This is a genomic window from Rhizobium chutanense (genome assembly GCF_002531935.1).
GTDB lineage: Bacteria > Pseudomonadota > Alphaproteobacteria > Rhizobiales > Rhizobiaceae > Rhizobium > Rhizobium chutanense.
Genome location: NZ_NWSV01000005.1, coordinates 234993 through 261086, shown reverse-complemented (window position 1 = coordinate 261086; position 26094 = coordinate 234993). Strand labels below are relative to the sequence as shown.

General features: G+C 61.8%; 25 protein-coding genes. 15 read left to right on the top strand and 10 right to left on the bottom strand.

Going from position 1 to position 26094, the window contains the following annotated elements; translation table 11 throughout:
* Window positions 1-183 precede the first annotated feature (183 nt).
* Window positions 184-708 (top strand): RNA polymerase sigma factor, encoded by a 525-nt coding sequence (locus CO666_RS10740; RefSeq protein WP_097612051.1) that lies wholly within the window; start codon window positions 184-186, stop codon window positions 706-708.
* Window positions 705-2834 carry a vWA domain-containing protein gene (locus CO666_RS10735; RefSeq protein ID WP_097612050.1) on the top strand — a complete coding sequence of 710 codons (2130 nt, stop codon included), beginning with the start codon at window positions 705-707 and terminating at the stop codon, window positions 2832-2834. Before CO666_RS10740 ends, CO666_RS10735 begins: the two co-directional genes overlap by 4 nt.
* 71 nt (window positions 2835-2905) lie before the next feature.
* Here CO666_RS10735 and CO666_RS10730 read toward each other — a convergent pair whose 3' ends face one another.
* The 3 genes from CO666_RS10730 to CO666_RS10720 all read right to left on the bottom strand — a co-directional run bounded on the left by CO666_RS10730 (window position 2906) and on the right by CO666_RS10720 (window position 5184).
* The gene (locus CO666_RS10730; protein ID WP_097612049.1) at window positions 2906-3502 is read right to left on the bottom strand and encodes a mobile mystery protein B; all 597 of its coding nucleotides are present in this window, start codon (window positions 3500-3502) and stop codon (window positions 2906-2908) included.
* Entirely contained in the window at window positions 3499-3960 is a 462-nt protein-coding gene (locus CO666_RS10725) for a mobile mystery protein A (protein WP_097612250.1), read from the bottom strand. Before CO666_RS10725 ends, CO666_RS10730 begins: the two co-directional genes overlap by 4 nt.
* 297 nt (window positions 3961-4257) lie before the next feature.
* On the bottom strand, window positions 4258-5184 hold the full coding sequence (locus CO666_RS10720; protein WP_097612048.1) for an SMP-30/gluconolactonase/LRE family protein: 927 nt from the start codon (window positions 5182-5184) through the stop codon (window positions 4258-4260).
* Window positions 5185-5363: 179 nt separating this feature from the next.
* On the opposite strand from CO666_RS10720, the gene CO666_RS10715 reads away from it, so the two are divergent.
* On the top strand, window positions 5364-6434 hold the full coding sequence (locus CO666_RS10715; protein ID WP_097612248.1) for a LacI family DNA-binding transcriptional regulator: 1071 nt from the start codon (window positions 5364-5366) through the stop codon (window positions 6432-6434).
* A gap of 12 nt (window positions 6435-6446) precedes the next feature.
* Here the strand turns inward: CO666_RS10715 and CO666_RS10710 are convergent, their stop codons facing one another.
* Entirely contained in the window at window positions 6447-7478 is a 1032-nt protein-coding gene (locus CO666_RS10710; RefSeq protein WP_097612047.1) for an L-idonate 5-dehydrogenase, read from the bottom strand.
* 10 nt (window positions 7479-7488) lie between these two features.
* Entirely contained in the window at window positions 7489-8430 is a 942-nt protein-coding gene (locus CO666_RS10705) for a 2-hydroxyacid dehydrogenase (RefSeq protein ID WP_097612046.1), read from the bottom strand.
* Between the two features lie 135 nt (window positions 8431-8565).
* On the opposite strand from CO666_RS10705, the gene CO666_RS10700 reads away from it, so the two are divergent.
* The 9 genes from CO666_RS10700 (at window position 8566) to CO666_RS10660 (ending at window position 18929) form a co-directional block, all read left to right on the top strand.
* Window positions 8566-9330, top strand: a complete 765-nt coding sequence (locus tag CO666_RS10700) for an SDR family oxidoreductase (RefSeq protein ID WP_097612045.1) — start codon at window positions 8566-8568, stop codon at window positions 9328-9330.
* Window positions 9331-9343: 13 nt separating this feature from the next.
* A complete protein-coding gene (locus CO666_RS10695) occupies window positions 9344-9898 on the top strand; it encodes a gluconokinase (RefSeq protein WP_097612247.1) in 555 nt (184 codons plus the stop codon).
* Complete coding sequence (locus CO666_RS10690; protein WP_097612044.1) at window positions 9888-10781, top strand: NAD(P)-dependent oxidoreductase; 894 nt, start codon at window positions 9888-9890, stop codon at window positions 10779-10781. Before CO666_RS10695 ends, CO666_RS10690 begins: the two co-directional genes overlap by 11 nt.
* A 106-nt stretch (window positions 10782-10887) precedes the next feature.
* Window positions 10888-12384: a sugar ABC transporter ATP-binding protein gene (locus CO666_RS10685; RefSeq protein ID WP_097612043.1), complete on the top strand. Its 1497-nt coding sequence runs from the start codon at window positions 10888-10890 to the stop codon at window positions 12382-12384.
* An 18-nt stretch (window positions 12385-12402) separates the two neighbouring features.
* Window positions 12403-13443, top strand: a complete 1041-nt coding sequence (locus CO666_RS10680) for an ABC transporter permease (RefSeq protein WP_097612042.1) — start codon at window positions 12403-12405, stop codon at window positions 13441-13443.
* Window positions 13444-13492: 49 nt separating this feature from the next.
* Entirely contained in the window at window positions 13493-14590 is a 1098-nt protein-coding gene (locus CO666_RS10675) for an ABC transporter substrate-binding protein (RefSeq protein ID WP_097612041.1), read from the top strand.
* Window positions 14591-14685: 95 nt separating this feature from the next.
* A complete protein-coding gene (locus CO666_RS10670; protein ID WP_097612040.1) occupies window positions 14686-15024 on the top strand; it encodes a hypothetical protein in 339 nt (112 codons plus the stop codon).
* Window positions 15025-15353: 329 nt separating this feature from the next.
* Window positions 15354-16424 carry an LLM class flavin-dependent oxidoreductase gene (locus CO666_RS10665; protein WP_097612039.1) on the top strand — a complete coding sequence of 357 codons (1071 nt, stop codon included), beginning with the start codon at window positions 15354-15356 and terminating at the stop codon, window positions 16422-16424.
* Between the two features lie 540 nt (window positions 16425-16964).
* On the top strand, window positions 16965-18929 hold the full coding sequence (locus CO666_RS10660) for a HAMP domain-containing methyl-accepting chemotaxis protein (protein ID WP_097612038.1): 1965 nt from the start codon (window positions 16965-16967) through the stop codon (window positions 18927-18929).
* A 140-nt stretch (window positions 18930-19069) separates the two neighbouring features.
* On the opposite strand, the gene mctP is transcribed toward CO666_RS10660, so the two are convergent.
* From mctP to CO666_RS10635, 5 genes are all read right to left on the bottom strand, one after another.
* On the bottom strand, window positions 19070-20545 hold the full coding sequence (gene mctP / locus CO666_RS10655; protein WP_097612037.1) for a monocarboxylate uptake permease MctP: 1476 nt from the start codon (window positions 20543-20545) through the stop codon (window positions 19070-19072).
* Window positions 20535-20732: a DUF3311 domain-containing protein gene (locus CO666_RS10650; RefSeq protein WP_097612036.1), complete on the bottom strand. Its 198-nt coding sequence runs from the start codon at window positions 20730-20732 to the stop codon at window positions 20535-20537. The genes mctP and CO666_RS10650 overlap by 11 nt, the downstream gene beginning before the upstream one ends.
* A 247-nt stretch (window positions 20733-20979) precedes the next feature.
* Window positions 20980-21651 carry a two-component system response regulator MctR gene (gene mctR, locus CO666_RS10645; RefSeq protein ID WP_097612035.1) on the bottom strand — a complete coding sequence of 224 codons (672 nt, stop codon included), beginning with the start codon at window positions 21649-21651 and terminating at the stop codon, window positions 20980-20982.
* On the bottom strand, window positions 21648-23033 hold the full coding sequence (gene mctS / locus CO666_RS10640) for a two-component system sensor histidine kinase MctS (protein ID WP_097612034.1): 1386 nt from the start codon (window positions 23031-23033) through the stop codon (window positions 21648-21650). Before mctS ends, mctR begins: the two co-directional genes overlap by 4 nt.
* 91 nt (window positions 23034-23124) lie before the next feature.
* The gene (locus CO666_RS10635) at window positions 23125-23589 is read right to left on the bottom strand and encodes an Lrp/AsnC family transcriptional regulator (protein ID WP_097612033.1); all 465 of its coding nucleotides are present in this window, start codon (window positions 23587-23589) and stop codon (window positions 23125-23127) included.
* A 163-nt stretch (window positions 23590-23752) separates the two neighbouring features.
* On the opposite strand from CO666_RS10635, the gene CO666_RS10630 reads away from it, so the two are divergent.
* Genes CO666_RS10630 through CO666_RS10620 form a run of 3 tightly spaced genes read left to right on the top strand, consistent with a single transcriptional unit; the run spans window position 23753 to window position 26090 of the window.
* Window positions 23753-24532, top strand: coding sequence for an ABC transporter ATP-binding protein (locus CO666_RS10630; protein WP_097612032.1), 780 nt, complete (start codon window positions 23753-23755; stop codon window positions 24530-24532).
* A gap of 46 nt (window positions 24533-24578) precedes the next feature.
* Complete coding sequence (locus CO666_RS10625; RefSeq protein WP_097612031.1) at window positions 24579-25352, top strand: transporter substrate-binding domain-containing protein; 774 nt, start codon at window positions 24579-24581, stop codon at window positions 25350-25352.
* 12 nt (window positions 25353-25364) lie between these two features.
* Complete coding sequence (locus CO666_RS10620) at window positions 25365-26090, top strand: ABC transporter permease (RefSeq protein WP_097612030.1); 726 nt, start codon at window positions 25365-25367, stop codon at window positions 26088-26090.
* Window positions 26091-26094 lie beyond the last annotated feature (4 nt).

Here is a 26094-nt window from a genome sequence, read left to right as displayed (position 1 = left end):
TAATCTGTCTGGCCGCGACCCAAGGATGTCGCGATGCTTCCTTATTTTGTCCTGCGTTTCCAAGCTTTGCCGCTTTTTCAAAAAAATCCGATAATTTTTTATGGTCGACCCAAGGAAAGCCATTGGAGAAACGTCTCAATCCCGAAGTAGCATCTTGGCTGATAGCTTGGGGGTAGGTGCGCATTGGATGCGGAGCTCATAGAACGAGCGCAGGTGGGTGACCGGGAGGCCTTCGGTCAACTGGTCTCGCGCCATTATGATTTCGTCCACGCGACGGCGTGGCGATGGTCGGGCAGTTCCACCGACGCCGACGATATCGCCCAGGAGGTCTGCGTCAAGCTCGGCGCTGCGATCCGCGGCTTTCGCGGCGCCAGCCGCTTCAGGACATGGCTCTATATGCTGACGCTCAATGCCGCCCGCGACCATAGACGCAAGCTTGCGCGGGAAGAGCAGACATTCCGCGCTTATGCCGCCGAACCGCAGCCGGACGCGCCGGGCAGAAATGATGACGAGCTGTCGAGCGAATTATGGGCGGCCGTGCGTGCTTTGCCGGAACGGCAATGCGACGCCGTGCTGCTCGTCTATGGCGAAGGCCTCAGCCATTCGGCTGCCGCCGATGTCATGGGCTGCTCGGAGGCAACCGTCTCCTGGCAGGTGCACGAGGCGCGCAAGAGGCTGAAGGCCATGCTCGGCAAGGAAGAGGTATGATGGACAAGGAACTCGAAAAGCTCTCCCGTCTCACAGCCCCGGCAGCCGATCCGGAAGCACGCGCGCGCGCCCTTGCCGCGGCGATGCAGGCCTTCGACAGTGCGGAAAATAATGCGGCGGCAGCCCAAGGAAATGCGAAAGGCCGGCGTCCAAGCTCCATCATTAACTGGATATGGAGCCCTGCCATGAACAAGAAATTCCTCGCCGGTTCAGCCCTGGCGACGCTGCTCGTCATTCCCGCCGCCGGTTACCTTACGTTCGAGCTGACCCGCAACGGATCGCCGATCGTCGACCAGACCGAGATCGCGGGCAACCTGTCGAAGAATGACGCGCCAAAACCAATCGAGGGGTCGGCCCGCCAGCCGGCGAAACCCATTGCGATTGTGCCCCAGCCTCGGCCGGCGACCCCCGAAACGAGCGAACTTGCTGAAGAGCCCGCTGCTGACAGCGCGCCAGCTTTGCAGGACAAGGAGCAGCGAGCTCCTGCGAAAACAGCTGCGGCGCGGCGATCTGAATTCAGCGCTGATGAGATATCCTCACTCCTGCCTAAATCGGAAGGGTCCGCGGCGGCTAAACGTTCTGTGCCGGCCGCTCCCGGCATCGTCTCTCAGCAACCTTTGGCTGAACCGATGACCGTTGCCCCCTCGCCTGTTCCGGCTGAGGAAGGGCGTGTCCAGATCCAAGTCGAAGCTGATCGCGAACGCTTTGCCAATGCCGCGGCAAATCCGATCAAGAGTGTCGCGACCGATCCGGTCTCGACCTTCTCCGCCGATGTCGACAGCGCCTCCTATTCCTTCGTTCGCCGGTCGCTGACCAGCGGCGCGCTGCCCGATCCGCAATCGGTCCGCGTCGAGGAGATGATCAATTATTTCCCTTATGATTGGCCGGGTCCTGACAATGCCGACCAGCCTTTCAAGGCGACCGTGACCGTGATGCCGACCCCGTGGAACCACGACACGGAACTGATGCATGTGGCGATCAAGGGTTATGACATCGCGCCGGCGACCGTACCGCACGCCAATCTGGTCTTCCTGATCGACGTCTCGGGCTCGATGGACGAGCCGGACAAGCTGCCGCTGCTCAAGAGCGCCTTCCGGCTGCTCGTCAACAGGCTGAAGTCAGACGATACCGTCTCGATCGTCACCTATGCCGGCAATGCCGGCACGGTGCTGGAACCGACGCGGGTGGCGGAAAAATCGAAAATCCTCTCGGCGATCGACAGGCTGGAGGCTGGAGGCTCGACCGGCGGCGCCGAAGGCATCGAGGCGGCCTATGATCTTGCCAAGCAGGCCTTCGTCAAGGACGGCGTCAACCGGGTGATGCTGGCAACGGACGGCGATTTCAATGTCGGTCCCTCGAGCGATGAGGATTTGAAGCGCATCATCGAGGAGAAACGCAAGGACGGCATCTTCCTGACCGTTCTCGGCTTCGGGCGCGGCAATCTCAACGATTCCCTGATGCAGACGTTGGCCCAGAACAGCAATGGCAGCGCCGCCTATATCGACACATTGGCAGAGGCGCAGAAGACGCTGGTCGAGGAAGCTGGGTCGACGCTGTTTCCGATCGCCAAGGACGTCAAGTTCCAGGTCGAATTCAACCCGGAACGGATCGCCGAATACCGGCTGATCGGCTACGAGACGCGGGCGCTGAACCGCGAGGATTTCAACAATGACCGTGTCGACGCCGGCGATATCGGCTCCGGCCATAGCGTCACGGCAATTTACGAGATCACGCCTAGGGGAAGCCCGGCGGTGATGAATGACGACCTGCGCTACGGCGCGGCCGACAAGGCGCCTGCCGCGACGTCGGATCGTGCGCGTGGAGGCGAGCTTGCCTTCGTCAAGATGCGCTACAAGCGGCCGGGCGAGGAGAAGAGCGCCCTCATCACCACGCCCGTCGGCGACAGCAACACGGTCGCCACCGTCGATGCGGCGCCGCAGGATGTGCGCTTCTCGGTGGCCGTCGCCGCCTTCGGCCAGAAGCTGAGCCGCATCGCCGCCGTCGATGCCTATTCCTATCAGGCGATTGCCGATCTCGCTGCGGCATCGCGGGGGACGGACCCCTTCGGCTACCGGTCGGATTTCCTCGGTCTTATCAGGCTGGCGGATGGCCTCACCCAACGCTGAAGAGAGAAGCACCGCAAAGCAGAGGCCGCCTGGGAAGTCGGCCTCTGCTACTGGGCGTTTGAAAATGGCGTTCAGCTGCGGGCAAATTCGAGAAGGGGACCGATGTCATGACTGTCGGCGGATCGAAGTGCCGCGATATAGCGCATGCGTAACTCGCCCACGTCGCCGAGGCTCCCGCTCCCCCAACTGAAGGGCTCTTCATTCAGTTTTTCCACGAGAAGATCGGCCGCCAGTCGCGCATGGCGCCCGTTGCCGTTTGGGAACGAGTGGATGGCGACCAGACGATGGTGGAATCGGATTGCAATCTCGTCCGCTGCGAAGGTCTCATGCTCGATCCAGTATCCTACGTCGGCAAGCAAAGCGGCGAGCTCGACCGAGATCCGATAGGCCTGAATACCAATGTTACGTTCCGTCGCTCGGAAGTTACCTGCCCATTGCCAGACTTCGCCGAACATGCGTCGGTGCAATGTGCGCATGAAGTCTTCCGTCAGCATCCTGTCGACCGGCATGCGCCGACGTCCGCGGACCCAGGCTGCGCCCTTGACGATGTTCTCCTGTTCGGCCTCGTTGAGGTCGTTTCGATGCGTGATCCAGCTTTGAAGCAGGCCCTCGCGTTCCTGCGGTTCGAGCGGTGTTGCGTCCTTGGGTTCCTGGAAGAGGTCGGTCATTTCTCTGACCAGAGATCGCGCTCGGAAAGCTGGTCACGGATGTAGGCCTGGATACGAGACTCAAAATCGACGTCATCGGTTCCCTGTGCCTCCAGGCGCATCGTATGCGCGACCCGCTGAAGTTCGCGCAGCGCGATCTTTCTTGCCCGCTCATTGAGCGCAGCCTCGATCGACGTATTCGGGACCAGTGCGTAGACGAGGGTGCAGTCGAGCGCCTCGGCTGCACGGCGCAGGGTGCTAAGCTGAATCGTTCCGGACGCCTCCGACTTCTCGATCGCTTCCACTGTCTGCGGCCGGATCCCCATCCGGGAACCGAGTTGCGCTCCGGTCATGCCGAGTGCGTCCCGCAATGCGCGAACCCAACCTTTAGGGGGCGCCCTGAAATTCTCCGTAGGCTGTAGCGCGCGAAGACGTTCGTCAAGCCGTTTCCGCGCTCGTTTTCGCACCTCGCCCTTGATCACTGAAACCTCCTGACCCTATTGCGAAATCATATCGCAGACTGATCCTACCCAATTAAATAACAGTCGATAGACTGATAAACAATGGACTAAAATCAGCTTATAGCATGAATAATGTGCGCATTGATCAGGTCGTGGACTGATTTTGTTGTGAGTCGGGCAAAAGAGAAGAAGAGCGGAACCGTCGCAAGCCCGCCGGCCCGAGGGTCAGAAATGGCCAGCCAGAGCCCACTCGTGACCCTTCCGATCCCTCAAGATATTATCAGGCCTCAACCGAGACCGGAGCGACAGCGCGCTCTATCCCGGTCTCGATCCGTTGGCCGTGAGATAAACGGCGTAAAGAGACGTGGTTGCGGTGATGAAGAGACGGTTCAGTTTCTCGCCTGCGAAAGCGACATTGGAGACGATCTCGGGAATATGGATCTTGCCGAGCAGGGTGCCATCCGGGTCATAGGCGTGCACGCCGTCGGCGGCGCTCGCCCATATTCTTCCCTTCCTGTCGACGCGAAAGCCGTCGAAAAAGCCTGAGGTGCATTCGGCGAAGATGCCGAGATCGGTCAGCTTTCTATCGCCTGAGACCGCGAGTTTTCTGATATGCCGCGGACCGCCCGGCAAGTGTGAAGCCCCGGTGTCGGCGATGTAGAGAAGGCTCTCGTCGGGTGAGAAAGCCAGCCCGTTCGGCTTGACGAAATCCGACGCCACCTGCTCGGTCGCGCCTGTCGTCGGGTCATGCCGGTAGACATGGCATCCGCCGATTTCCTCTTCGCCGTAATCACCCTCATAATCGTGGAGGATGCCGTAGCTCGGGTCGGTGAACCAGATCGTGCCGTCGGATTTGACGGTGACGTCGTTGGGAGAATTGAGCCGTTTGCCCGCAATGCGATCGGCGAGCACGGTAATCCCGCCGTCGAAATCCGTCCGCGTGACCCGGCGCGTCAGGTGCTCGCAGGTAACAAGCCGGCCCTGATTGTCAACCGTATTGCCGTTCGAGTTGTTGCTGGGCGAGCGGAATACCGAGGTCTGCCCGCTGGTATCGTCGTAGCGCATCATGCGATTGTTGGGGATATCCGAGAAGACCAGATACCGCCCGGCGGCAAACCAGGCCGGTCCCTCCAGCCAGCGGCCTCCCGTCCAGAGCCGCTCGACGCGGGCATGGCCGACGAAGCAGTTTTCAAAGCGCGGGTCGAGAACTTCAAACCCCGTACCCTCGATTTCTCCGAACATGATGCTCCCTTATCCCTTATTGTTATCGATACCACTTTGCCCTGTTTTGCGGTCTTCGTACAGAGATCGATGGACTGTGGAACGCTGCACTGCCGCAATAATATCGATTGTGCGATGATAGCGATAACTTTATCGTATCCCGACTTGCCCAACTCGGAAGCTGTTTGAAAGCGGAGCCGGTGAAAAACGAGGATGAGCCAAAAGATAAGCGTCTCAAGGGAGGAGACGCCCAGAAGCTGACGATGGCTGAAGTCGCCAAATATGTCGGCGTCTCGGCCATGACTGTTTCGCGCGCCTTTCGCCAGGACGCCAGCGTTTCCGAAGAGACCCGCAAGCGCATCATGGAGGCGGTCGACGCGCTGGGTTATGTGCTCGACCTTTCGGCCGGCAGTCTTTCCTCGCGGCGCAGCGGCTTCATCGCGGCCCTGGTGCCCTCCATCAACAATTCGAATTTCTCCGACACCGCCCGCGGTATTACCGATGCACTGGAGAATACCGGCCTTCAGCTTCTTCTCGGCTATACCGACTATTCCGCCGAGAAAGAAGAAAAGCTGATCGAGGCGATGCTGCGCCGCCGCCCCGAAGGCATCATCCTGACAGGCGGTTCGCACACCGACCGCGCCCGACGCATGCTTGACAAGGCCGGCATTCCGGTGGTGGAAACCTGGGAGCTTCCGGAGGAGCCGATCAACCATGTCGTGGGCTTTTCCAACAGCGAGGCGATGTCGCTGCTGGTGCGGACGCTCGCCGGCCAGGGTTATCGGAAGTTCGGCTATATCGGCGGAACGACGGCGCGCGATACGCGCGGCAGCCAGCGGCGAAGCGGTTTCCTGAAGACCGTCGAGGAACTGGGCCTGGGACCGGGCCGGGCGATTTCCTTCGGCGTGCCGCCGATCACCATGGAACAGGGCGGCCAGGCGATCGTGAGTCTGCTGGAGCGCTGGCCGGACACCGAAGTGGTTCTTTGCGTTTCCGACCTTTCCGCCTTCGGCGCGATCATGGAATGCAAGCGCAGGGGAATGAGCGTGCCGGGTGATATCGCCATTGCCGGCTTCGGCGATTACGAGATCTCGTCGATCTGTCATCCCAGCATCACCACCATCAATGTCGACTGTTACGGCATCGGCCGTCAGGCCGCCGCCCGCCTGCTCGATGCCCTGCAGGGCAGCGGCGAGGCGACTGGCGACGAGATCACATTGACGGGCTACAGGGTCGTTCTGCGCGGAAGCACGGATCGCGGCGCCTCATAGCCGGCGACAATATCAGAAGGCGATCTGCACCTTCATCGACTTGCTGCGGTCGCTGGCCAGTTCGAAGGCGGCGACAGCCTCGTCGATCCCGAAGACGCCTGTCAGCAGCGGTTTCAGATCGACACGGCGCGCATTGATCAGTTCGACGGCGAGCCCGAACTCTTCGTGAAAGCGGAATGTTCCGCGCATCTCGATTTCCTTGGCAACGATCATGTTCTGCGGGATGGAGACATCGCCGCCAAGGCCGAGCTGCACGAGCACGGCACGGGGCTTCAGCACCTCAAGGCCGGCGCGCACGGCCCGCTCATTGCCCGACGCCTCGAACATGACGTCGAAATATCCCTTGTCGGCGCCGTAAGCGGCAAGGTCTGCAGCATGCGTGGCAACATTGATCGTGCGATCGGCGCCGCTGGTGCGGGCGATCGCCAGAACGCTGTCGGTCACATCGGTCGCGACGATTTCGCGGGCGCCGAGAACGCGCGCCGCCACGATCGCCAGCATGCCGATGGGACCGCAGCCGGTGACGAGCACTCGTTTTCCGAGCAGCGATCCGGCGCGGCTTGCCGCATGCAGCGTCACGGCAAAGGGTTCGGCGAAGGCAGCCTCATGAATGGAAATGCTGTCGGCGACCTTGTGGCATTGCCAGCGCTCCGCCACCAGCCGCTGGCGAAAACCGCCCTGGATATGCGGCATCGGCATGGCGCTGCCGTAGAACCGCATGTTCAAGCAGTGGTTCTGCTGTCCCTTCAGGCAATATTGGCAATGGCTGCACGGCCGGCTCGGGGAAACCGCAACGCGGTCTCCAACGGCAAGATCGCTCACGCCGGCACCTAGCGCCTTGACCGTGCCGGCGATCTCGTGGCCGAGGATCATCGGTTCGCGCAGACGAACGGTGCCGAAGCCGCCATGATTGTAATAATGCAGGTCGGAGCCGCAGATGCCGCCGGCTTCGATCGATATCTCCACCTGCCCAGCTCCCGCAACCTCCGGCTCGCGCTCTTCGACCCTGAGATCCTTGGCGGCGTGAATGACGATGGCTTTCATATCGGGATCCTCATACGACCGGAGTCGGAAGCGCGCGACCGGCAAAATGCGCGGCGAGATTGTCTCTGACCAGTTTACCCATGGCCTTGCGGGTTTCGATGGTGCCGGAGCCGTGGTGGGGCTGCAGCACGACGTTTGGCAGCGTCAGGAAGCGCGCATCGATTTTCGGCTCGTTGAGGAAAACGTCAAGGCCTGCGGCCTGGATGGTGCGGTTCTGAAGCGCTGCGATCAGTGCCTCCTCGTCGACGGTCGTTCCTCGCGAAACATTGATCAGCATGCCTTCAGGACCGAGTGCTTCAAGCACCTCGGCGTTGATGATCTTCGTGGTCGCGGCCCCTCCGGGAACGATGACGATCAGGAAGTCGGCCCAATTGGCAAGCGCGACCAGATTGGCTTCATAACCATAGGCGACATCCTGGTCCCTATTGCGGGCGAAATAAGAGATGTCGCAGCCGAAAGCGGCAGCCCGCCTGGCGATCGCCTTGCCGATCCGCCCCATGCCGACGATCCCGACCTTCTTGCCCGAAACCCGCGTCACCAGCGGCATGGGAACGTTGCCCCACTGGCCGGTGCGGACGAAAACGTCGGCCTGCGGAATCTGGCGCGCCGTGGAAAGCAGCAGTCCGATGGCGATATCGGCGACGTCTTCGGTCAGCACGTCAGGCGTATTCGTCACGCGAATGCCGTTGGCGCGGGCGTAGGACAAGTCGATGGCGTCGGTGCCGACGCCGTAACAGGAGACGACCTCCAGCTTCGGCAATTGCTTCATCAGATCGGCGGAGGCGCCGAGTTCGCCGCGCGTCGCGATGGCGCGGATATTGCTGCCGACTTTCGAAATCAGTTCCTGCCGATCGGCGGCTTCCCACAGGCGGTGGACGCGGTAGGTCGCCTCCAGATCCACCATGTCCCATTCCGGATAGGCCCCGGCCATCAAGATTTCTACGTCAGGCATTTCGTCTCCATCCCGCATTTTGGCTGTTGATTATGTTATCGATAACATATAATCCGAGAAAGGGATGTCAAGTGAGTTTCACCGCAAGTGGCGGTATAAGCCGTCATTCACAGCGACACCGGAGGAGTGATTTGCATGAAGAACCTGTTTGATCTGACCGGGCAGCTTGCCCTGATCACCGGCTCGAGCCAGGGGATCGGTTATGCACTGGCCGAGGGCCTGGCGCAGCATGGCGCCGAGGTCGTCATCAACGGCCGCACGCCCGAAAGCGTCAAACGCGCAGTCGAAAGCCTCAAGGCTCAAGGCCTGTCTGCCCATGCGGCCATCTTCGACGTGACCAGCAAGGACGCTGCCGCGCAGGGGATCGCCGCGATCGAGGCCGATATCGGTCCGCTCGATATCCTGATCAACAATGCCGGCATGCAGTTCCGCACGCCGCTGGAAGACTTCCCGGCGGACAAATGGGAACTGCTGCTGACCACCAATATTTCCAGCGTGTTTTACGTCGGCCAGGCGGCCGCCAAAGCCATGATCGCCCGCGGCCAGGGCAAGATCATCAACATCGCCTCGGTTCAGAGCGAACTGGCCCGTCCCGGCATTGCCCCCTACACGGCGACCAAGGGCGCGGTGCGCAATCTGACCCGCGGCATGTGCGCCGACTGGGCCAAGCACGGCCTGCAGATCAACGCGATCGCGCCGGGCTATTTCAAGACGCCGCTCAACCAGGCGCTCGTCGACAATCCCGAATTCTCGTCCTGGCTCGAAAAGCGGACGCCGGCCGGCCGCTGGGGCAATGTCGAGGAACTGGTGGGTGCTGCCGTTTTCCTGTCGGGGCGCGGTTCGTCCTTCATCAACGGCCATACGCTCTATGTCGACGGCGGCATCACGACCTGCCTCTAACGGAGGTGAGATGATGAACCTCGAGAAAAAGGCACTGCCCCTGGCCGTCGTTGTCATGGGCGTCAGCGGCTGCGGCAAATCCTCCGTTGGAGAACGCGTCGCCGCGCAAAACGGCATGCCGTTCCTGGAAGGCGACCAACTCCACCCGGCTGCCAATGTCGAGAAGATGGCCAAGGGCATCCCGCTCACCGACGATGACCGCCTGCCCTGGCTCGACCGGATCGGCGAGGAAATAAGGGCGGCGCAAAAGGCGTCGCAAGGGCTGGTGGTTTCCTGCTCCGCGCTGAAAAAAAGCTATCGCGACAGGCTGAGGCAGGCGGCGGGCGGGCGCCTGGCCTTCGTTTTCCTCGACGGATCGCGCAAGCTTCTGCTGTCGCGGATGCAGGCACGTCAGGGCCATTTCATGCCGGCCTCGCTGCTCGACAGCCAGCTGCAGACGCTGGAGCCGCCGACCGGTGAGCCCGGTGTCGTGACGGTGGCGATCGATGGTGCTTTGGATGATATGGTGGCGCTGGCTTGTGAGGGGCTGAGAGGCGCCGCCGTCAAGGGAGGGTTTCATGCAGGATGACTACAGAGCAGATGTCGCCGTCATCGGCGCGGGCATCATGGGAGCGGCGATCGTCACGCGATTGATCGAGACTGGCCACAAAGTATCGGTCTTCGATCTCGATGTTGAAAAGGTCGCGGCATTGGCGGCCAAGGGCGCCCGCGCGGCCGCTTCGGTGGAGGATGCGGTCTCGCGGTCGCAATTCTGCGTGCTCAGCCTCAATCACGCAAACATCGTCCGCGCCGTCGTCTTCGGCGAGAAGGGCGTTGCGGCGGCGGCGAACGCCGGCAAGCTGCTGATCGACATGTCCTCGATCGACCCGGCCGAGACCGCCGACATGGCGAAGCGGCTGCGTGGGGAAACGGGCATGGCCTGGGTGGATTGCCCGCTTTCGGGCGGCGTGCCCGGCGCGCTCGGCGGAAAGCTGACGATCATGGCCGGCGGCAGCCCCGAGGATTTCGAACGGGCGCGGGTGGTGATGCGGCATCTTGCCGCCAATTATACGCTGATGGGTGGCTCCGGCGCCGGCCAGACCACCAAGCTGATCAATCAGCTGTTCTGCGCCGTGCTGTTCCAGGCGGTCGCTGAAGCCGTCAAACTGGCGGAAGCCGGCGGTGTCGATCCCTCCGCCATTCCGGCCGCCCTTGCCGGCGGCAGGGCGGACAGCCGGATATTGCAGGAATTCATGGCGAAATTCGCCGCCCGGGATTTCCAGCCGACCGGCAGGATCGACAACATGCTGAAGGATCTGGACTCGCTTCAGGCCTTTGCGCTGAAGACGAAAACGCCGCTGCCGATGACGGGCGCGGTGGTGGAGATTCATCGCGTGCTCTGCGCTGCCGGCCTTGGGCCGAAGGACTCTGCCGAGATGATGCGTCTGCTCGACGGATTTAATGCCGACTGACGTCAAATTTCAGGCGTTGGAGATTGCTATTTTCCGCTTGACTACTGTGGAATGTTATCGATAACATCCCTTCATGACGTCAGCTGCAGCTTTGGGAGGAGCCACAGTGGAAGCCAAGAGACTGCTGGAGTTCCAATCGATCACCAAAAGCTTCGGCGGCACGCAGGCGCTGCGTGACGTCTCGATCGACCTGCGCGAGGGCGAGATCCTGGCGCTGCTCGGCGAAAACGGCGCCGGGAAATCGACCCTCATCAAGACGCTGGCCGGCATCTACAAGCCCGATCATGGCGACATCCTGTTTCGTGGCCAGAGCTATCACCATCGCCCGCCGAAGCCGAACGAGCGGCAGCCGGTCGCCTTCATCCATCAGGATCTCGGCTTGATCGAGTGGATGACGGTCGGCGAGAATATGGGCCTGTCGCAGGGCTTCTCGATGCGGCGCGGCCTGATCGACTGGAACAGGACGCAGGCCCGCGCCAAGGAAGCCCTGAAACTGGTCGGCTGCGACTTCGATCCGACGACGCGGGTCTCGGCCCTGTCGCGCACCGAAAAATCGCTCGTCGCCATTGCCCGCGCGCTTGCCGTCGAAGCCGACGTTCTGGTGCTCGACGAGCCGACCGCGAGCCTGCCCGCCGACGAAGTCGATCGGCTGTTCAATGCGATCCGCCCGCTGAAGGAGCGCGGCGTCGGCATGATCTACGTCTCCCACAGGCTGGATGAGATCTTCCGCATCGCCGATCGCGTCGCTGTGCTTCGCGACGGATGCATGGTCGGACAGAAGCCCGTCAGCGAGACCACGCCTGACGAACTGGTGACGATGATCATCGGCCGCAGCGGCGACAGTCTTTTTTCGAAGACCGAGATCAAGCCCGGCAAGGCGATCGTCAAGGTGCGCGACCTGGTCTGCGCCGGCACGAGCCCGATATCCTTCGATATAAGGGAGGGCGAACTGCTCGGTCTTGCCGGACTGCGCGGCGCGGGCCAGGAACGCATCGGCCGGGCGCTGTTCGGCTGCGAGCCCTTCAACGGCTCGGTTCTGCTGCATGACCGGGCACCGGACCTTTCGAGCCCGCTGCGGGCGATGGCGTCGGGCATCGGCCTGATCGCCCGTGACCGGACGGAAGAATCCGTGGCGCTGTCGCTTTCCATTCGCGAAAATACCTACCTCAATCCGGGTGCCGTCGGACGTGGGCTGTTGTCCTTCCTGTCGCCGCGCGGCGAAGCCGATCTTGCCCATGCGATCGGCCATACCGTCGGCCTCAGGCCGAACGACCCGGACCTGCCTGTCGAGGCCCTGTCGGGCGGCAATCAGCAGAAAGTGGTCGTCGGCCGCTGGCTGGCGACCGGCCGCAAACTGCTGATCGCCGAAGATCCGACCGCCGGCGTCGATATCGGCGCGCGTGCGGAGATCTACCGTCTGATCACCCAGGCACTGGAAGCCGGTCTCGCGGTCGTCGTGGTGTCGACCGACTTCGAGGAAATCGCCCATATCTGCCACCGCGCGCTGGTTTTCTCGCGCGGCAAAATCGTCAGCGAACTGACTGGAAGCGCCCTGACGACGGAGGCGGTGATAACGGCCGCATCCGCATCGGAAGCTGCTTGAGCCATCGGGAGAACAGCCATGCAATCCATTGAATCCACCGCGCTGGAGCCGACCAAGAGCGAAATGGCCGGCCTGTCCACCGGCCAGAAGATCGGACGCCTGATCCCGGTTTACGGGCTGGTGATCCTGACCCTCGGGCTGATCGTGCTCTTCTCGATCCTGCTGCCCGATACGTTTCCGACCGTGTTGAATGTCCGCTCGATCGTCTCCGACAAGGCGATCATCGCGCTTCTGTCGCTGGCCGCGATGATCCCGATGGCCTCGGGCCGCATCGACCTGACCGTGGGTTACGGCATCGTGCTCTGGCACATTCTCGCCATCAGCCTGCAGACGGTCTACGGCCTGCCCTGGCCGGTCGCGGTCCTGATCGTTCTCGCGCTCGGCGTTCTCACCGGCTTCATCAACGGCCTTTTGGTCGAGGTCGCCAAGATCGACAGTTTCATTGCGACGCTCGGCACCGGGACGGTCCTCTACGCGCTTGCCCTCTGGCATACCGGCGGGCGACAGGTGGTCGGCGTCCTGCCTGAAGGGTTCTACGCGCTGAACGGCACCATGCTGTTCGGCCTGCCGATCACCGGCTTCTACGTGCTCTTGATTGCCATCTGCATGTGGATCGTCCTCGAATACCTGCCGATCGGCCGTTATCTCTATGCCATCGGCGCCAATCCCAAGGCCGCCGCCCTCAACGGCATTCCCGTCCGCAAATTCGTGATCGGCGCCTTCGTCACCTCGGGGCTGCTGGCGGCCCTGACCGGGGTGCTTCTCGCCTCGAAGCTGCGCATCGGCCAGGCCAGCGTCGGCCTCGAATATCTGCTGCCGGCGCTTGTCGGCGCATTTCTCGGATCGACGACGATCAAGCCCGGACGGGTGAACGTCTGGGGCACCTTGATCGGCGTCATCATCCTGGCAGTCGGCATTTCAGGAATTCAGCAATTCGGCGGGTCGTTCTTCGTCGAACCGCTGTTCAACGGTGTGACCCTGCTGATTGCCATCGGCATAGCAGGTTACGCCCAGCGCAAACGCGGAGCTGTGAGGAGGATCACACCCGCATCCAAATGAAGGTGCCGGCTCACCGGTATCTCACAACAAACAAAATGGAGGAGTGAACATGAAGCGCAGAATGTTATTGCAGGCAACGGTCGCAACCGTCGCCGTTATGCTGAGCATGCCGGCACTGGCCGATTCCATGGCCGACGCCAAGGCCGTGGTCGACAAGTATGCGTCCAAGGTCAGCGCCTGGGATGGCCCGACGAGCGGCCCCAAGGGAGCGACCGGCAAAAACATCGTCATTCTTGCCGCCGATATGAAAAACGGCGGCATCCTCGGCGTGGTCAATGGCGTTCAGGAAGCAGCGGGTGCGCTCGGCTGGACGGTGAAGGCGCTTGACGGCGCCGGTTCGATCGGCGGCCGCACGGCAGCCTTCGGCCAGGCCATGGCGCTGAAGCCGGATGGCATCATCATCAACGGCTTCGACGCGGTCGAGCAGAAGCCGGCGATGGAAGCGGCCAAGGCGGCCGGCATTCCGATGGTTTCCTGGCACGCCGCCTCGGCCGTCGGCCCGGTTCCCGAAGTCGGCGTCTTCGCCAACGTCACCACCGATGCGATGGAAGTATCGAAGTCGGCGGCCGATTGGGCCTTTGCCGACGCCGGCGGCAAGCCGGGTGTCATCATCTTCACCGACTCGACCTATGCGATCGCGATCGCCAAGGCCGACCGCATGAAGAAGGAGATCGAGGATCTTGGCGGCACGGTGCTCGAATATGTCGACACGCCGATCGCCGAAACCTCCCAGCGCATGCCGCAGCTGACCACGTCGCTTCTGCAGAAATATGGCGCCAAGTGGACGCATTCGCTTGCCATCAACGACCTCTATTACGACTTCATGGGACCGTCGCTCGCCTCGGCCGGCATTGCCGGCGACGGAAAACCGGTGAATGTCGCAGCCGGTGACGGTTCGGAAAGCGCCTATCAGCGCATCCGCGCCAAGCAGTATCAGGCCGTCACGGTGGCCGAGCCGCTCAACCTCCAGGGCTGGCAACTCGTCGACGAACTGAACCGCGCCTTTGCGGGCGCTCCGTGGTCGGGCTATGTGTCGCCGCTGCACGTGGTGACGAGCGCGAACGTCGAATTCGACGGCGGGCCGAAGAACAGCTTCGATCCCGACAACGGCTATCGCGATCAGTACAAGAAAATCTGGGGCAAATAAGCCTTCCCAAGGGCGTATCGACGGATACGCCCTTACCCCTGCCGACACCACGCCAATATCGATCCAGCTCCGGCGAGTTTTGGAAAAGAGAACCCATGATCATTCGTTATGCTTTGTTTGAAGGCGAAATCCATCCCGGCCGAGAAGCGGAATTCCGCGACTTTGTCAGGCAGCGGCTCGTCCCTCTCTGGACGAAATTTCCGGGCGCCGAGGAGGTCCGGGTGCTGGATGGCATGGAGCGCGACGAAGGCGCGCCGGTCTATGCCATGGCGCTCGCCATTCGTTATCCCGATATGGATGCGGTCAACGCAGCGCTTCGCTCCGATGTCCGCTTCGAGAGCCGTGAGGTTACCGGCGAGCTCCTGCAGCTCTTCACCGGCAAGGTCCATCATCACGTCTTCTCGGCCAACGAATACGCACCGGCCATTGCCTGACCGCCGGGCGGCTTTCGTACCGGCTCGAGCGATGCAGGCTGCCCGGCAGCAAAATTGAGAGCAGGGATCGATCAATCCTAAAGCGCCTGCGAACAAGCGTTCCGGGCGCTTTTCCTGTTGGGACGCTGCCAAGGTCACGGGCGCAATTGTTCCGGCTGCCCGACCTTTGGCATAATTTTTCATCGGCGCCGCCATTATTAAAATTAAATAGTCTACTGATTTAATAGGTAATGCTCCATCTTACCTCGCATGGGCGCCCGGCGAAGCAGATAACCGCATGATCTCCCAGGAGGCCTTCTTCTTCCAACCACACAGATCCGCAGCATCGCATGAGCACTCATTCCGAATTTCTCTGGTATATTCCAAACGACGTCAGGCCCGGCCATCGCGGCGATTCCGCCGTCGACAAGCACAACAGCCTCGATACGCTGACCAGCCATGCGAAGGCGCTGGAGGAGCATGGCTGGAAGGGCGCGCTCATCGGCACCGGCTGGGGCCGGCCCGACACCTTCACCGTCGCGGCCTCGCTTGCCGCGCGCACCACCACCTTCGAGCCGCTGATTGCGATCCGCCCAGGTTATTGGCGGCCGGCGAACTTCGCGTCCGCGGCGGCGACGCTTGACCACCTCACCGGCGGCCGGGTGCGGATCAACATCGTCTCGGGCAAGGATGATCTGGCCGCCTATGGCGACAGCGAGGGCGACCAGGCGCATCGTTATGGCAGGACGAGGGAGTTCATGCGGCTGGTCCGCAGGTTATGGACGGAAGAAAACGTCACCTCGGCGGGCGAGCATTTCCGCGTCACCCAATCCACCGTGGTGCCGCGCATCGAGGTTCGCGGCGACCGCCGGCACCCGAAATTCTATTTTGGCGGCGCATCCGAGGCGGCCGAACGGGTGGCGGCCGCCGAGGCCGATGTCCAGCTTTTCTGGGGCGAACCGCTCGACGGCGTCCGGGAACGGATCGATCGGCTCAAGGGCCTCAGCCGGGACCTCGACCGTGACCTTCCCCCTTTGGAATTCGGGCTGCGGATCACAACGCTGGTGCGCGACACGACGGAACAAGCCTGGGCCGATGCCGAAACGAAGGTCGCAGAAATGGCGAAGAGCAACGGCGCCGGCTGGCACGATCACCAGCGCGTGCTTGCCGTCGGCCAGCAACGACTGCTCTCTCTGTATGAGCGTGGCGACGTTCTCGACGACAATCTCTATACCGCACCGGGCAAGTTCGGCGGCGGCGGTGCCGGCACCACCTGGCTGGTCGGTTCGGCCGCGGATGTCGCCCGCTCGCTGCGCAAATACCAGGATCTCGGCATCACCCATTTCGTGCTGTCCGACACGCCCTATCTCACCGAGATCAGGCGGCAGGGCGATCAGCTTCTGCCGCTGCTGCGCGGTTGACACTTGCGGAAAGGTCAGCTCGTCGCAGCTACGCGTGACAATCCCCCAAGGGCGGCTCTAACAAGCTGCGACCGAGATTAACGGTCGCCTTCAGTCGTTTCGGAGATAATGATTCGTCTGGAATGTAAGAAGAGCGGGTTTCCCTAGTTTTACAACACATGATGTGCCTCGATTCCGCCGAACAACTTGCCATATTGTTTTCGGCCGAAGCTTCTGCCCATTTTCCGAAAATATGCGGGCAGAATAGCCGAAAAGCGCAGCGGAATGACCGGCTGTCGGCTCCGTTTACACTATCTAAAATATATTTTCTTATTTTTCCGCATATCGGAAGGACGTTCTCAGCAGCGTCACCTATGCCATGACGGCACGCCAGGCACCCGAAAATCTCGCATGAAATCGACGATGTTACTTGGACGGACGACCGCCCGGGCAAAGACGCCTTTAGCGACGGATCTGAGCCCCCGTGTTCGAACGGGATAGGGGAACGGCCCTGGCGTCCAGGACATTGAGCAAATCTCGCCAACACGACGGAGAGGCGAAATGAACAGTATTAAGAGTTTCGGGATCGCGGCGCGTCTCGCGCTTGGCTTCAGCTTCCTGGTCATGCTGATGGTGGGCCTCAGCATCTATTCAGCGGTAAAGGTTGCCGAGATCAACAGTAATCTCGGGACGATCAATGACGTCAACAGCGTCAAGCAGCGCTTTGCCATCAACTATCGCGGCAGCGTGCACGATCGGGCGATTGCCATTCGCGACGTCACTCTGGTGACGTCAGCCGATGAACGCAAGGCGGCCGAGGCGTTGATCGCAAAGCTCGCCGCTACCTATGCCGAGAACGAAAAGCGCATGGCGGACATGGTTGCATCTCCGGCCGGTGCGACGGATCAGGAAAAGACCATCCTCGGCGAGATCGCCGACATCCAGGCGAAGACCAATCCCCTGGTCGCCCAGATCATTGCGCTGCAGGAAAAGGGTGACGGCGAGGCGGCCCGCAAGATCCTGCTCGAGCAGGCCCGGCCTGCTTTCGTTGCCTGGCTCGGCGCCATCAACAAGTTCATCGACTACCAGGAAGGGCTGAACAAATCGATTGGTGGCGACGTCCGCAGCACGGCGAGTGGCTTCAAGCCGATCGTGTTGACCGCGCTCGGCATTGCGGCGGTTCTTTCGATCATCGCGGCGGCCATTACCGCACGCACGATCGTTGGTCCGCTGGCAAAACTGCAGCTTTCGCTGAAGGCCATGGCGGAGGGCAATCTTGACGGGGATCGTCGCCTCGAAGCGCGCGGCGATGAGATCGGCAAGCTCGCACGCGCCGTCGCCGGCTTGCGCGACGCGATTTCGGCCAAGGCGGAACGGGAAGCCGATGTGGAGGCCAAGCGGGCCGTCGCGGAACGGCACAGGCTCGAGCAGGATGCCGATGAACGCCGCACCCTTGCCGAGCAGACGGACCGGGCTGTCGGCCAGCTTGGCACTGCACTGCAGGCGCTGGCCAATGGCGACCTGACGCAGCAGATCGACACACCGTTCATCCCGTCTCTGGAAAAACTCCGCGCCGACTTCAATACCGCGGTCGAAAAGCTCCGCGCCGCCATGCAGAAGGTTGCCCAGAACGCCAGCGCCATCGCCGCCGGCGCACAGGAAATCCGATCCTCCTCGGACGATCTCGCCAAGCGGACCGAACAGCAGGCCGCTTCCGTCGAGGAAACCGCCGCTGCCCTTGAAGAGATCACCACGACCGTCGCCGACTCGAGCAGCCGGGCGCAGGAAGCAGGACAGCTCGTTCGCAAGACCAAGGATAGCGCGGAACGCTCGGGCAATGTCGTTCAGGACGCGGTCGACGCCATGGGCAAGATCGAATCCTCCGCCACTGAAATCGGCAGCATTATCGGCGTCATCGACGAGATCGCCTTCCAGACCAACCTGCTCGCGCTGAATGCCGGCGTCGAAGCCGCCCGCGCCGGTGAAGCAGGCAAGGGTTTCGCCGTCGTTGCCCAGGAGGTGCGCGAATTGGCGCAACGCTCCGCCAAGGCGGCGAAGGAAATCAAGGAACTGATCAATGCTTCGAACGGCCATGTCAAAAGCGGCGTGGCCTTGGTCGGCGAGACCGGCAAAGCCCTGAAGGAGATTGTCGCACAGGTGCAGCAGGTCGACGGCAATGTCGGCGCCATCGTCGGCGCTTCGCAGGAGCAGGCAACCGGGCTGAAGGAGATCAACACCGCGGTCAACAGGATGGATCAGGGCACGCAGCAGAACGCCGCCATGGTCGAAGAAGCGACGGCCGCCGCCCATAACCTCGCCAAGGAGGCCGACGCGCTGTTCCAGCTCTTGGGCCAATTCAGCATCGGGGGCGCTGTGGCAGCACCTCGGCGCATATCGCAGCCCGCTGCCGCGGCACAACATGCTCAGCCGGTTTCCTCGCCCGCCCGCCAGATGATTGCCAAAGTCGGCAAGTCGTTCCAGTCGAGCGGCAATGCGGCCTTGGCCGGCGATTGGGAAGAGTTTTAAGTCGCACTGATTTCTCTCCGGCTTCCGCCGGACGGCAATGGCGAAGGGCAGCGTTGGCTGCCCTTCGCATTTTCATCTTAGATCCGAAGAGGTGAGCATGATGTTATCCAAAAACCGCTCACACTTTTCGGCATCATGCTCTAAGCCCGCACCGGAGCCCTGGCCGGAAGAAGGGCGTTGATCACGACGGCAACGCCGATATTTGCCGCAAGCGCCAGCAGTCCAGTGTAGACGGTGAAGGGCTCGCCGCCGAGGCTGATCAGGTGCAGCGGCTTCCAGCCGGCATCCCAAACGAGGAAGGTGCCGCCGCAGAAGCCGACGAACCAGCCGGCAAGCAGAGCGGGTGCACGGAACCAGTTGGTGTAGAGACCGAAGACCAGGGCCGGCAGCGTCTGCAGGATCCAGATGCCGCCGAGCAGCTGCAGGTCGAGTGCGAACTGCGTCGGCAGGAAGATGATGACGAGAAGCGCGCCGACCTTCACGACCAGCGACGTCACCTTCGCGACCTTAGCCTCACCCGCATCGCTGACCTTGGGATCGACATAGGCCTTCCAGAAATTGCGGGTGAAGAGATTGGCGGCGCCAATGCTCATCACTGCCGCCGGCACCAGCGCGCCGATGGCGATCGCCGCAAAGGCGAAGCCGGAGAACCAGCCGGAAAACAGCGTCTTGAACAATGTCGGAACGACGTCGTTGGCGCTGTCGAGCTTCAGGTTGGCGGCATGGCCCATATAGCCGAGCAGCGCCAGAAGGCCGAGCAGCAGCGTATAGGCGGGCAGCATGATCGCGTTCTTGCGGATCGTCTTGCCGCTGTTGGAGGCGAAGATGCCGGTCAGCGTGTGCGGATACATGAAGGCCGCAAGCGCCGAACCGAAAGCGAGCGTGGCATAGGCGACATACTGATTGCCGCCGAGCAGCAGGCTGCCGGAGCCCTTGGCCTGGAAGGCCGCATCGGCCGAGGCGAAGACATTGGCATAACCGCCGAGCTTCGACGGGATCAACGCCACGGCGGCGATCACCACGATATAGATCATGATGTCCTTGACGAAGGCGATCAGCGCCGGAGCGCGCAGGCCCGCCGAATAGGTGTAGAGCGCCAGTACGATGAAGGCGATTGCCAGCGGCAGTTCGCCATGCAGCCCGAGCGCCTTCAAGACCGCCGTCATGCCGACGAGCTGCAGGGCGATGTAGGGCATGGTGGCGATGACGCCCGTGGCCGCGACGGCGAGTTCGAGACCGCGCGATCCGTATTGGCCATGCACGACGTCGGCGGCCGTCACATAGCCGAATTCCTTGGCGCGTTTCCACAGGACCGGCATGACCATGAAGACGAAGGGATAGACGACGATGGTATAGGGCAGCGCGAAGAAGCCGTAGGCGCCCACCGTATAAACCAGTGCCGGGACGGCGATCACGGTATAGGCGGTATAGAAATCGCCGCCGACGAGAAACCAGGTGATCCAGGTGCCGAAATTGCGGCCGCCGAGGCCCCATTCATCGATATGGGCGAGTGTCTCGGGCTTGCGCCAGCGGCTGGCGACGAAACCCATGACGGTGACGAGGGCGAAAAAGAAGATGAAGACGGCCAGCGCCGTGCCGTTGATATCAGTCGTCATGGCGGGTGCTCCGATAGGCGATCCAGGTCAGCGTCGCGGTGATCGGCACCCAGAGGAGCTGATACCAGTAGAAGAAGGGGAAGCCGAAAAGCGACGGGTCGCGAAGATTGTAGAACGGCGGCCAGAGCAGACCTATGTACGGAATGATCAGCAGCCAGAGCGCTGCCTTGCTACGTGGTTTTTCCATGTCGGGATACCTTTCAGGCGCCGCGGGGCGCGGTCGCCATGTTCCAGTTGTCGGCGTGGAAGGCAGGTCTGTCAGCCGGCGGCGGCGGCAGGCCCGGTTCGGGTCGCTCGAGCTTTTCCGGACGTTCGGAAGCTGATGTAACGCATATGAATTCCTCCCAACGGCCAGCACTTGGCCAGCCGTGAATGGAGTCCTAGGGCGCTGGTTTCATCCCCACAAGATAGGTGCCGGGGTGAAATGCCGGGGCCTACCCAGAAGTGGGTAGGCGCGGATTCGCGTCGATTTTCGCAGCGATGCCATGGTCGAGCGCGTAGCGGATAAGGCCCGCCGTCGTTGCGATACGGAGCTTTTTCTTGAGGTTCTTGCGGTGCGTTTCCGCCGTGGCCGAGCTTATCCCCAGCGCTTCGGCGATCTCCTTGTTGCTCCTGCCGGCAACGATCAGCCCGAGGGTGTCACGCTCGCGCGGCGTCAAGGGATCGCTCCCCTCCTCCGCCCGTTCGCCCATCAGCGTGTCGAAGACGCCCGAGGAGAAATAGGTGCCGCCGCCGGCGACGGTTTCGATGGCGGAGACGATCTCGTCCGTCGAGACGTCTTTGAGGACGTAACCGGCGGCGCCGTGCATGACCGACGAGGAAATATACTCGCGGCTGTCATGCATGGAGAGCATCACGACGCGGGTCTGCGGCAGCTCGTTCCTGAAGAGTTCGATCGCATCGATGCCGCTGAGCTTCGGCATGTTGATGTCCATCAGCACCACCTGAGGCTGGACCTGCCGGGCGATGTCGAGCCCGGTTTGGGCGAGCCCGGCGGTGCCGGCGACTTCGATGTGGTCGAATGTTTCGAGCACGGCCTTCAGACCGTCGAGCACCAGCGGATGATTGTCGATCAAGAGCACTTTAATCGTGGGGCGTTCCGTCATGCCGCTTCCGCCTGCCGGTCGGCGGGACGATTGGCCGATTTCGGCAGCATCGCCGTCAGCGTCGTGCCGGTCTCGCTGCTGTTGATCAGCAACAAGCCGCGGAAATGCGCCATCCGTTCCTGCATGTTGCGCAGGCCGAGGCCCGATCTGCCGGATGCGCCGTCCTTGCTACCGTCGAAACCCGAGCCGTTGTCGGCGATCGTCATACGGGCGCGGCCACCGTCGCTCCAGAGCTTGACCGTAAGCCGGGAGGCGCCCGCGTGCCGCTCGACATTGTTGAAGGCTTCCTGCGCGACGCGATAGAGCGCGGTATTGGCTTCGGCCTTCAGCGTATCGGTGAAACCTGAAGCGTCGATATCAGTCTCGATCCCCGTCCGCTCGGCGAAATTGTAGCAGAGTGCCTCGAGCGCCGCCGTCAGGCCGAGGTCGTCGAGCACGCGCGGGCGCAGATCATGCGACAGCCGCCGGATCTCCTTGATGGCGCCGTTCAGCGCCTCGATACCGCGGTCGATGGTCACAGCCGCATCGTCGACATTGGTCCTGACCTTGCGGCCGGCGAGATCCATCGCATAACGCACGCCGACGAGATTCTGGGAGATGCCATCGTGCAATTCGCGGGCAAGACGGGCGCGCTCTTCTTCCTGGGTATCGATGACCCGCTGCGTGAGCGCCTTAAGCCGGCTATCGGCCATGCGGCGCTCATGGAAGGTCAGCAGCATGCAGGTGGTGAACACGACGAGCACCGAAGGGACGGCGATCAAGGCAACGATGACGAAGGTCCGCCGGATGTTGGCGCGCATCACCTTGTTGGCGGCGGCACTTTGGGCAAAGACGTCATCCAGGTAGACGCCGGTGCCGACGACCCAATGCCATTTGTCGAGGCTGACGACGAAGGAGAGCTTGTCGGCGATCTGCCCGGTCGATGGTTTCTGCCATTTGTACTGATGCAGGCCGCCTCCCGCCTTTGCCGTGGCGATCAGTTCGGCAATCACCTTGTCGCCATCCGGATCGGTGAGATCGAGCCAATTGTGCCCATGTCGGAAACTCTGGCGCGGATGGACGATATTGTTGCCGTCGTAATCGTAGACGAAGAAATAGCCGTCCTTGCCGTAATCGAGCGAGGTCAGAATCGCAGCCACCTGCTGCTTGGCTGCCTCGTCGTCGGCCCCGGCCTTGTCATAGATCGTCTGGATGGCGGAGAGGGCAAGATTGGTCAGATTGAGGATCTCGGCTTCCTTGGTCTTCAGCATGTTTTGCTCGAACGTGTCGATGCTGTTCTTGGCGAGGTTTGCCGATTGCCAGGTGATGAAGGTGGTGATCGCAAGGATCGAGATGACGAGCGGGACGATCGCCAATGCGATGATCTGGTGTCGTAACGTCAAGGATCGTTCCTCCCGAGGATTTGCGCCCGGAATTATGCTCTTTGCCGAAGGCGAGTCCAGCAGCTTGTCGGCGTGCGAAGCCGGGCCGGCGCTATTCCAGCGGCACGAACAGGCCGAGCTTTACGTCGCGCAGCACGACATTGGTGTGCATGCGGCGGATCTGCGGATTGTCGGCCATGATCAGGGCGGCGATATCGTCATAATGCTCGACGTCGCGGGCAGTGACGATCGCGATCAGATCGACCGCGCCGGTGACATAATAGACCTGCTGGATATGATCCTGCTTTTCCGCCCACTGGCGGAACTTCGCCAGAGCGTCGTAATTGTCCCGCTCGATCTCCATCCCGACGATGAACACCATCGATGTCCCGGTCGCCTTCCGGTCGACGACGGCAACCTCCGCCTTGATGATCCCCTCCTCGCGCAACCGCTTCAACCGCCGCTGCACCGCCGAGACCGATAGTCCGATCCGCTCGGCGATCGTTTCGGCCTTCAGCTGGCAGTCGCGCTGAACGATATCGAGTATGTCACGGTCAAAACGATCCAGTTGTTCCATTATCCAGTCCTAATTCTTGCCGCAGCATTTCACGCGTTCTGCTGCATTCGCCGCGTGAGGAAGATTATTTTGCACAAATTATGCAGAAGAGACAAAAATTGCGCGAAAAAACCGCGTTCTTTTATCATTATCCTTTGCAAACTCAGTTCAGCCGGACCCATGCATGTCGGATCAACCCTTTCCTGCTCTTCGCGTCGAAGATCTCCATAAAAGCTTCGGCTCGCAACTGGTTCTCAAGGGTATCTCGACCGAGGCCCACAAGTCGGATGTGATCTCCATTATCGGCTCGTCGGGTTCTGGCAAGAGCACCTTCCTCAGATGCATCAATTTTCTGGAAATGCCGGATCGCGGCCGCATTGCCGTGAACGGCGAGGAGATCGCGCTGAAACCAGGCCGCGGCGGGCGGCTGCAGCCGCGCAGCTGGCGGCAGATCGAACGGCTGCGGACCGGACTTGGTATGGTCTTCCAGAGCTTCAACCTCTGGGCCCATCGCACCGTGCTCGAAAACGTCATCGAGGCGCCGGTGCATGTCATGGGCATTCCCAGGCGTGAGGCGATCGAAAAGGCCGAGGCCCTGCTCCACAAGGTCGGGCTTTTCGACAAGCGCGACGCCTATCCCGCTTTTCTCTCCGGCGGCCAGCAGCAGCGCGCGGCGATTGCCAGGGCGCTCTGCATCGATCCCGCCGTCATGCTGTTCGACGAACCGACATCGGCGCTCGATCCGGAGTTGGTCGGCGAGGTCCTCAAAGTCATCCGCGATCTCGCCGAAGAAGGCCGGACGATGCTGATCGTCACGCATGAAATGCGTTTCGCCCGCGATGTCTCCAGCCGCGTCCTCTTCCTGCACCAGGGCCGGATCGAGGAGGAAGGTCCGCCGGAGCAGATATTCGGGGCGCCCGTCAGCGCCCGCTGCCGGGAATTCACCGGTCTCAGCACCCACTGATGCACCCAAGCCGTCATCGATAACACCAACCAGGAGAACCCTGCGAATGAAACTGCTCCCCATGCTCTTTGCCGGCGCGGCACTTGCGCTTTCCGCGGTCACGGCGCAGGCCGAAGTCCGCTTCGGCGTCATGAACGAATCCTATCCTCCCTTCTTCGCCAAGGACGCTTCGGGTGAGTGGCAGGGATGGGAGATCGATCTCATGAACGCCGTCTGCGCGGAGATGAAGGAAAAATGCTCGATCGTCGACATTTCCTGGGATGGCCTCATTCCGGCCCTGCAGAGCAAGAAGTTCGACGTGATCTGGTCGTCGATGTCGAACACGGCGGAACGCTCGAAGGTGATCGACTTCACCGACAAATATTACAACACGCCGAGCACCCTGATCGGCCCCAAGGACCAGAAGCCGGGCGCCACTGCCGAGGATGTGAAGGGCAAGACCATCGGCATCCAGGTGTCGACGATCCAGTCGGAATATTACAAGAAGTATTTTGCCGGCGCCGCCGAGGAGAAGACCTACCAGACCCTCGACGAGGCTTTCCAGGATCTCGCCTCCGGCCGTATCGACTATGTCTTCGGCGATTCGCTGGCGCTCGACGCCTTCCTGAAAAGCGACGGCGGCAAGGATTGCTGCGCCAAGATGGGTGATGTCGCCGACGACAAGGAAATTCTCGGCGCCGGCGTTTCGGGCGGTCTGCGCAAGGAAGACACCGAGCTGAAAGCCAAGCTGAATGCGGCGATCGCTGCGGTTCGCGCCAACGGCCAGTATGACGCGATCACCAAGAAATACTTCGACTTCGACATCTACGGCGCGAAGTAAGCAGTCCTGGAGATGGCGACCGCGCAACAAGGCATTCTGGAGCTGCTGTCTCCCTATCCTCCGGGATGGGGCGGCGTTCTGCTGGCAGGTGCGGTCTCCACGGTCGCCATCTCGGCCTGCGCCTTCGCGGTCGGTCTTTTGCTCGGCACAGGCGGCGCGCTTGGGAAGCTTTCGGGAAATCGCCTGCTCCGCCTGCTGCTCGATTTTTATACCACCGTCATCCGCGCCGTTCCCGAGCTGATCCTGATCGTCGGGCTCTATTATGCCGGCACCGACGGCCTCAACCGGCTGCTCGCGGCATTCGACCTGCCGCCGGTCAATGTGAACGGTTTCGTTGCGGCGGTTGCCGTGCTCGGCTTCGTGCAGGGCGCTTACATGACGGAAGTGCTGCGCGGCGCGATCCTCGCCATTCCCGTCGGCCAGATCGAGGCGGCCAAGGCCTTCGGTATGGGGCCGATGCTGCGCTTCCGCCGCGTCCTGCTGCCGGCGCTCTTGCCGAACGCGCTGCCGGGGCTTGCCAATCTGTGGATGTCGATCACCAAGGATAGCGCCCTGGTCGCGGTCGTCGGCTATCAGGAACTGGCGCTCGCCACCCGGCTCGCCGGGGCGAGCACCAAACATTACTTCGTGTTTTTCCTGGCTTCTGCCCTTCTCTACCTCGCCATCACGCTCGTCTCCAACGTCGTCTTCAAACTGATCGAGGGGCGGGTGCGGCGGGGGCAGCCACGCCTTGCCTGAGGAG

Bases quoted from the DNA above. Each gene is read 5' to 3' on its own strand.
- mctR (WP_097612035.1), bottom strand. From the start codon at position 21,651: ATGACGGAACGCCCCACGATTAAAGTGCTCTTGATCGACAATCATCCG.
- CO666_RS10720 (WP_097612048.1), bottom strand. From the start codon at position 5,184: ATGTTCGGAGAAATCGAGGGTACGGGGTTTGAAGTTCTCGACCCGCGC.
- CO666_RS10650 (WP_097612036.1), bottom strand. From the start codon at position 20,732: ATGGAAAAACCACGTAGCAAGGCAGCGCTCTGGCTGCTGATCATTCCG.
- CO666_RS10670 (WP_097612040.1), top strand. From the start codon at position 14,686: ATGATCATTCGTTATGCTTTGTTTGAAGGCGAAATCCATCCCGGCCGA.
- CO666_RS10660 (WP_097612038.1), top strand. From the start codon at position 16,965: ATGAACAGTATTAAGAGTTTCGGGATCGCGGCGCGTCTCGCGCTTGGC.
- CO666_RS10730 (WP_097612049.1), bottom strand. From the start codon at position 3,502: ATGACCGACCTCTTCCAGGAACCCAAGGACGCAACACCGCTCGAACCG.
- CO666_RS10710 (WP_097612047.1), bottom strand. From the start codon at position 7,478: ATGAAAGCCATCGTCATTCACGCCGCCAAGGATCTCAGGGTCGAAGAG.
- mctP (WP_097612037.1), bottom strand. From the start codon at position 20,545: ATGACGACTGATATCAACGGCACGGCGCTGGCCGTCTTCATCTTCTTT.
- CO666_RS10680 (WP_097612042.1), top strand. From the start codon at position 12,403: ATGCAATCCATTGAATCCACCGCGCTGGAGCCGACCAAGAGCGAAATG.
- CO666_RS10625 (WP_097612031.1), top strand. From the start codon at position 24,579: ATGAAACTGCTCCCCATGCTCTTTGCCGGCGCGGCACTTGCGCTTTCC.
- CO666_RS10665 (WP_097612039.1), top strand. From the start codon at position 15,354: ATGAGCACTCATTCCGAATTTCTCTGGTATATTCCAAACGACGTCAGG.
- CO666_RS10675 (WP_097612041.1), top strand. From the start codon at position 13,493: ATGAAGCGCAGAATGTTATTGCAGGCAACGGTCGCAACCGTCGCCGTT.
- CO666_RS10705 (WP_097612046.1), bottom strand. From the start codon at position 8,430: ATGCCTGACGTAGAAATCTTGATGGCCGGGGCCTATCCGGAATGGGAC.
- CO666_RS10690 (WP_097612044.1), top strand. From the start codon at position 9,888: ATGCAGGATGACTACAGAGCAGATGTCGCCGTCATCGGCGCGGGCATC.
- CO666_RS10630 (WP_097612032.1), top strand. From the start codon at position 23,753: ATGTCGGATCAACCCTTTCCTGCTCTTCGCGTCGAAGATCTCCATAAA.
- CO666_RS10735 (WP_097612050.1), top strand. From the start codon at position 705: ATGATGGACAAGGAACTCGAAAAGCTCTCCCGTCTCACAGCCCCGGCA.
- CO666_RS10695 (WP_097612247.1), top strand. From the start codon at position 9,344: ATGAACCTCGAGAAAAAGGCACTGCCCCTGGCCGTCGTTGTCATGGGC.
- CO666_RS10635 (WP_097612033.1), bottom strand. From the start codon at position 23,589: ATGGAACAACTGGATCGTTTTGACCGTGACATACTCGATATCGTTCAG.
- CO666_RS10700 (WP_097612045.1), top strand. From the start codon at position 8,566: ATGAAGAACCTGTTTGATCTGACCGGGCAGCTTGCCCTGATCACCGGC.
- CO666_RS10620 (WP_097612030.1), top strand. From the start codon at position 25,365: ATGGCGACCGCGCAACAAGGCATTCTGGAGCTGCTGTCTCCCTATCCT.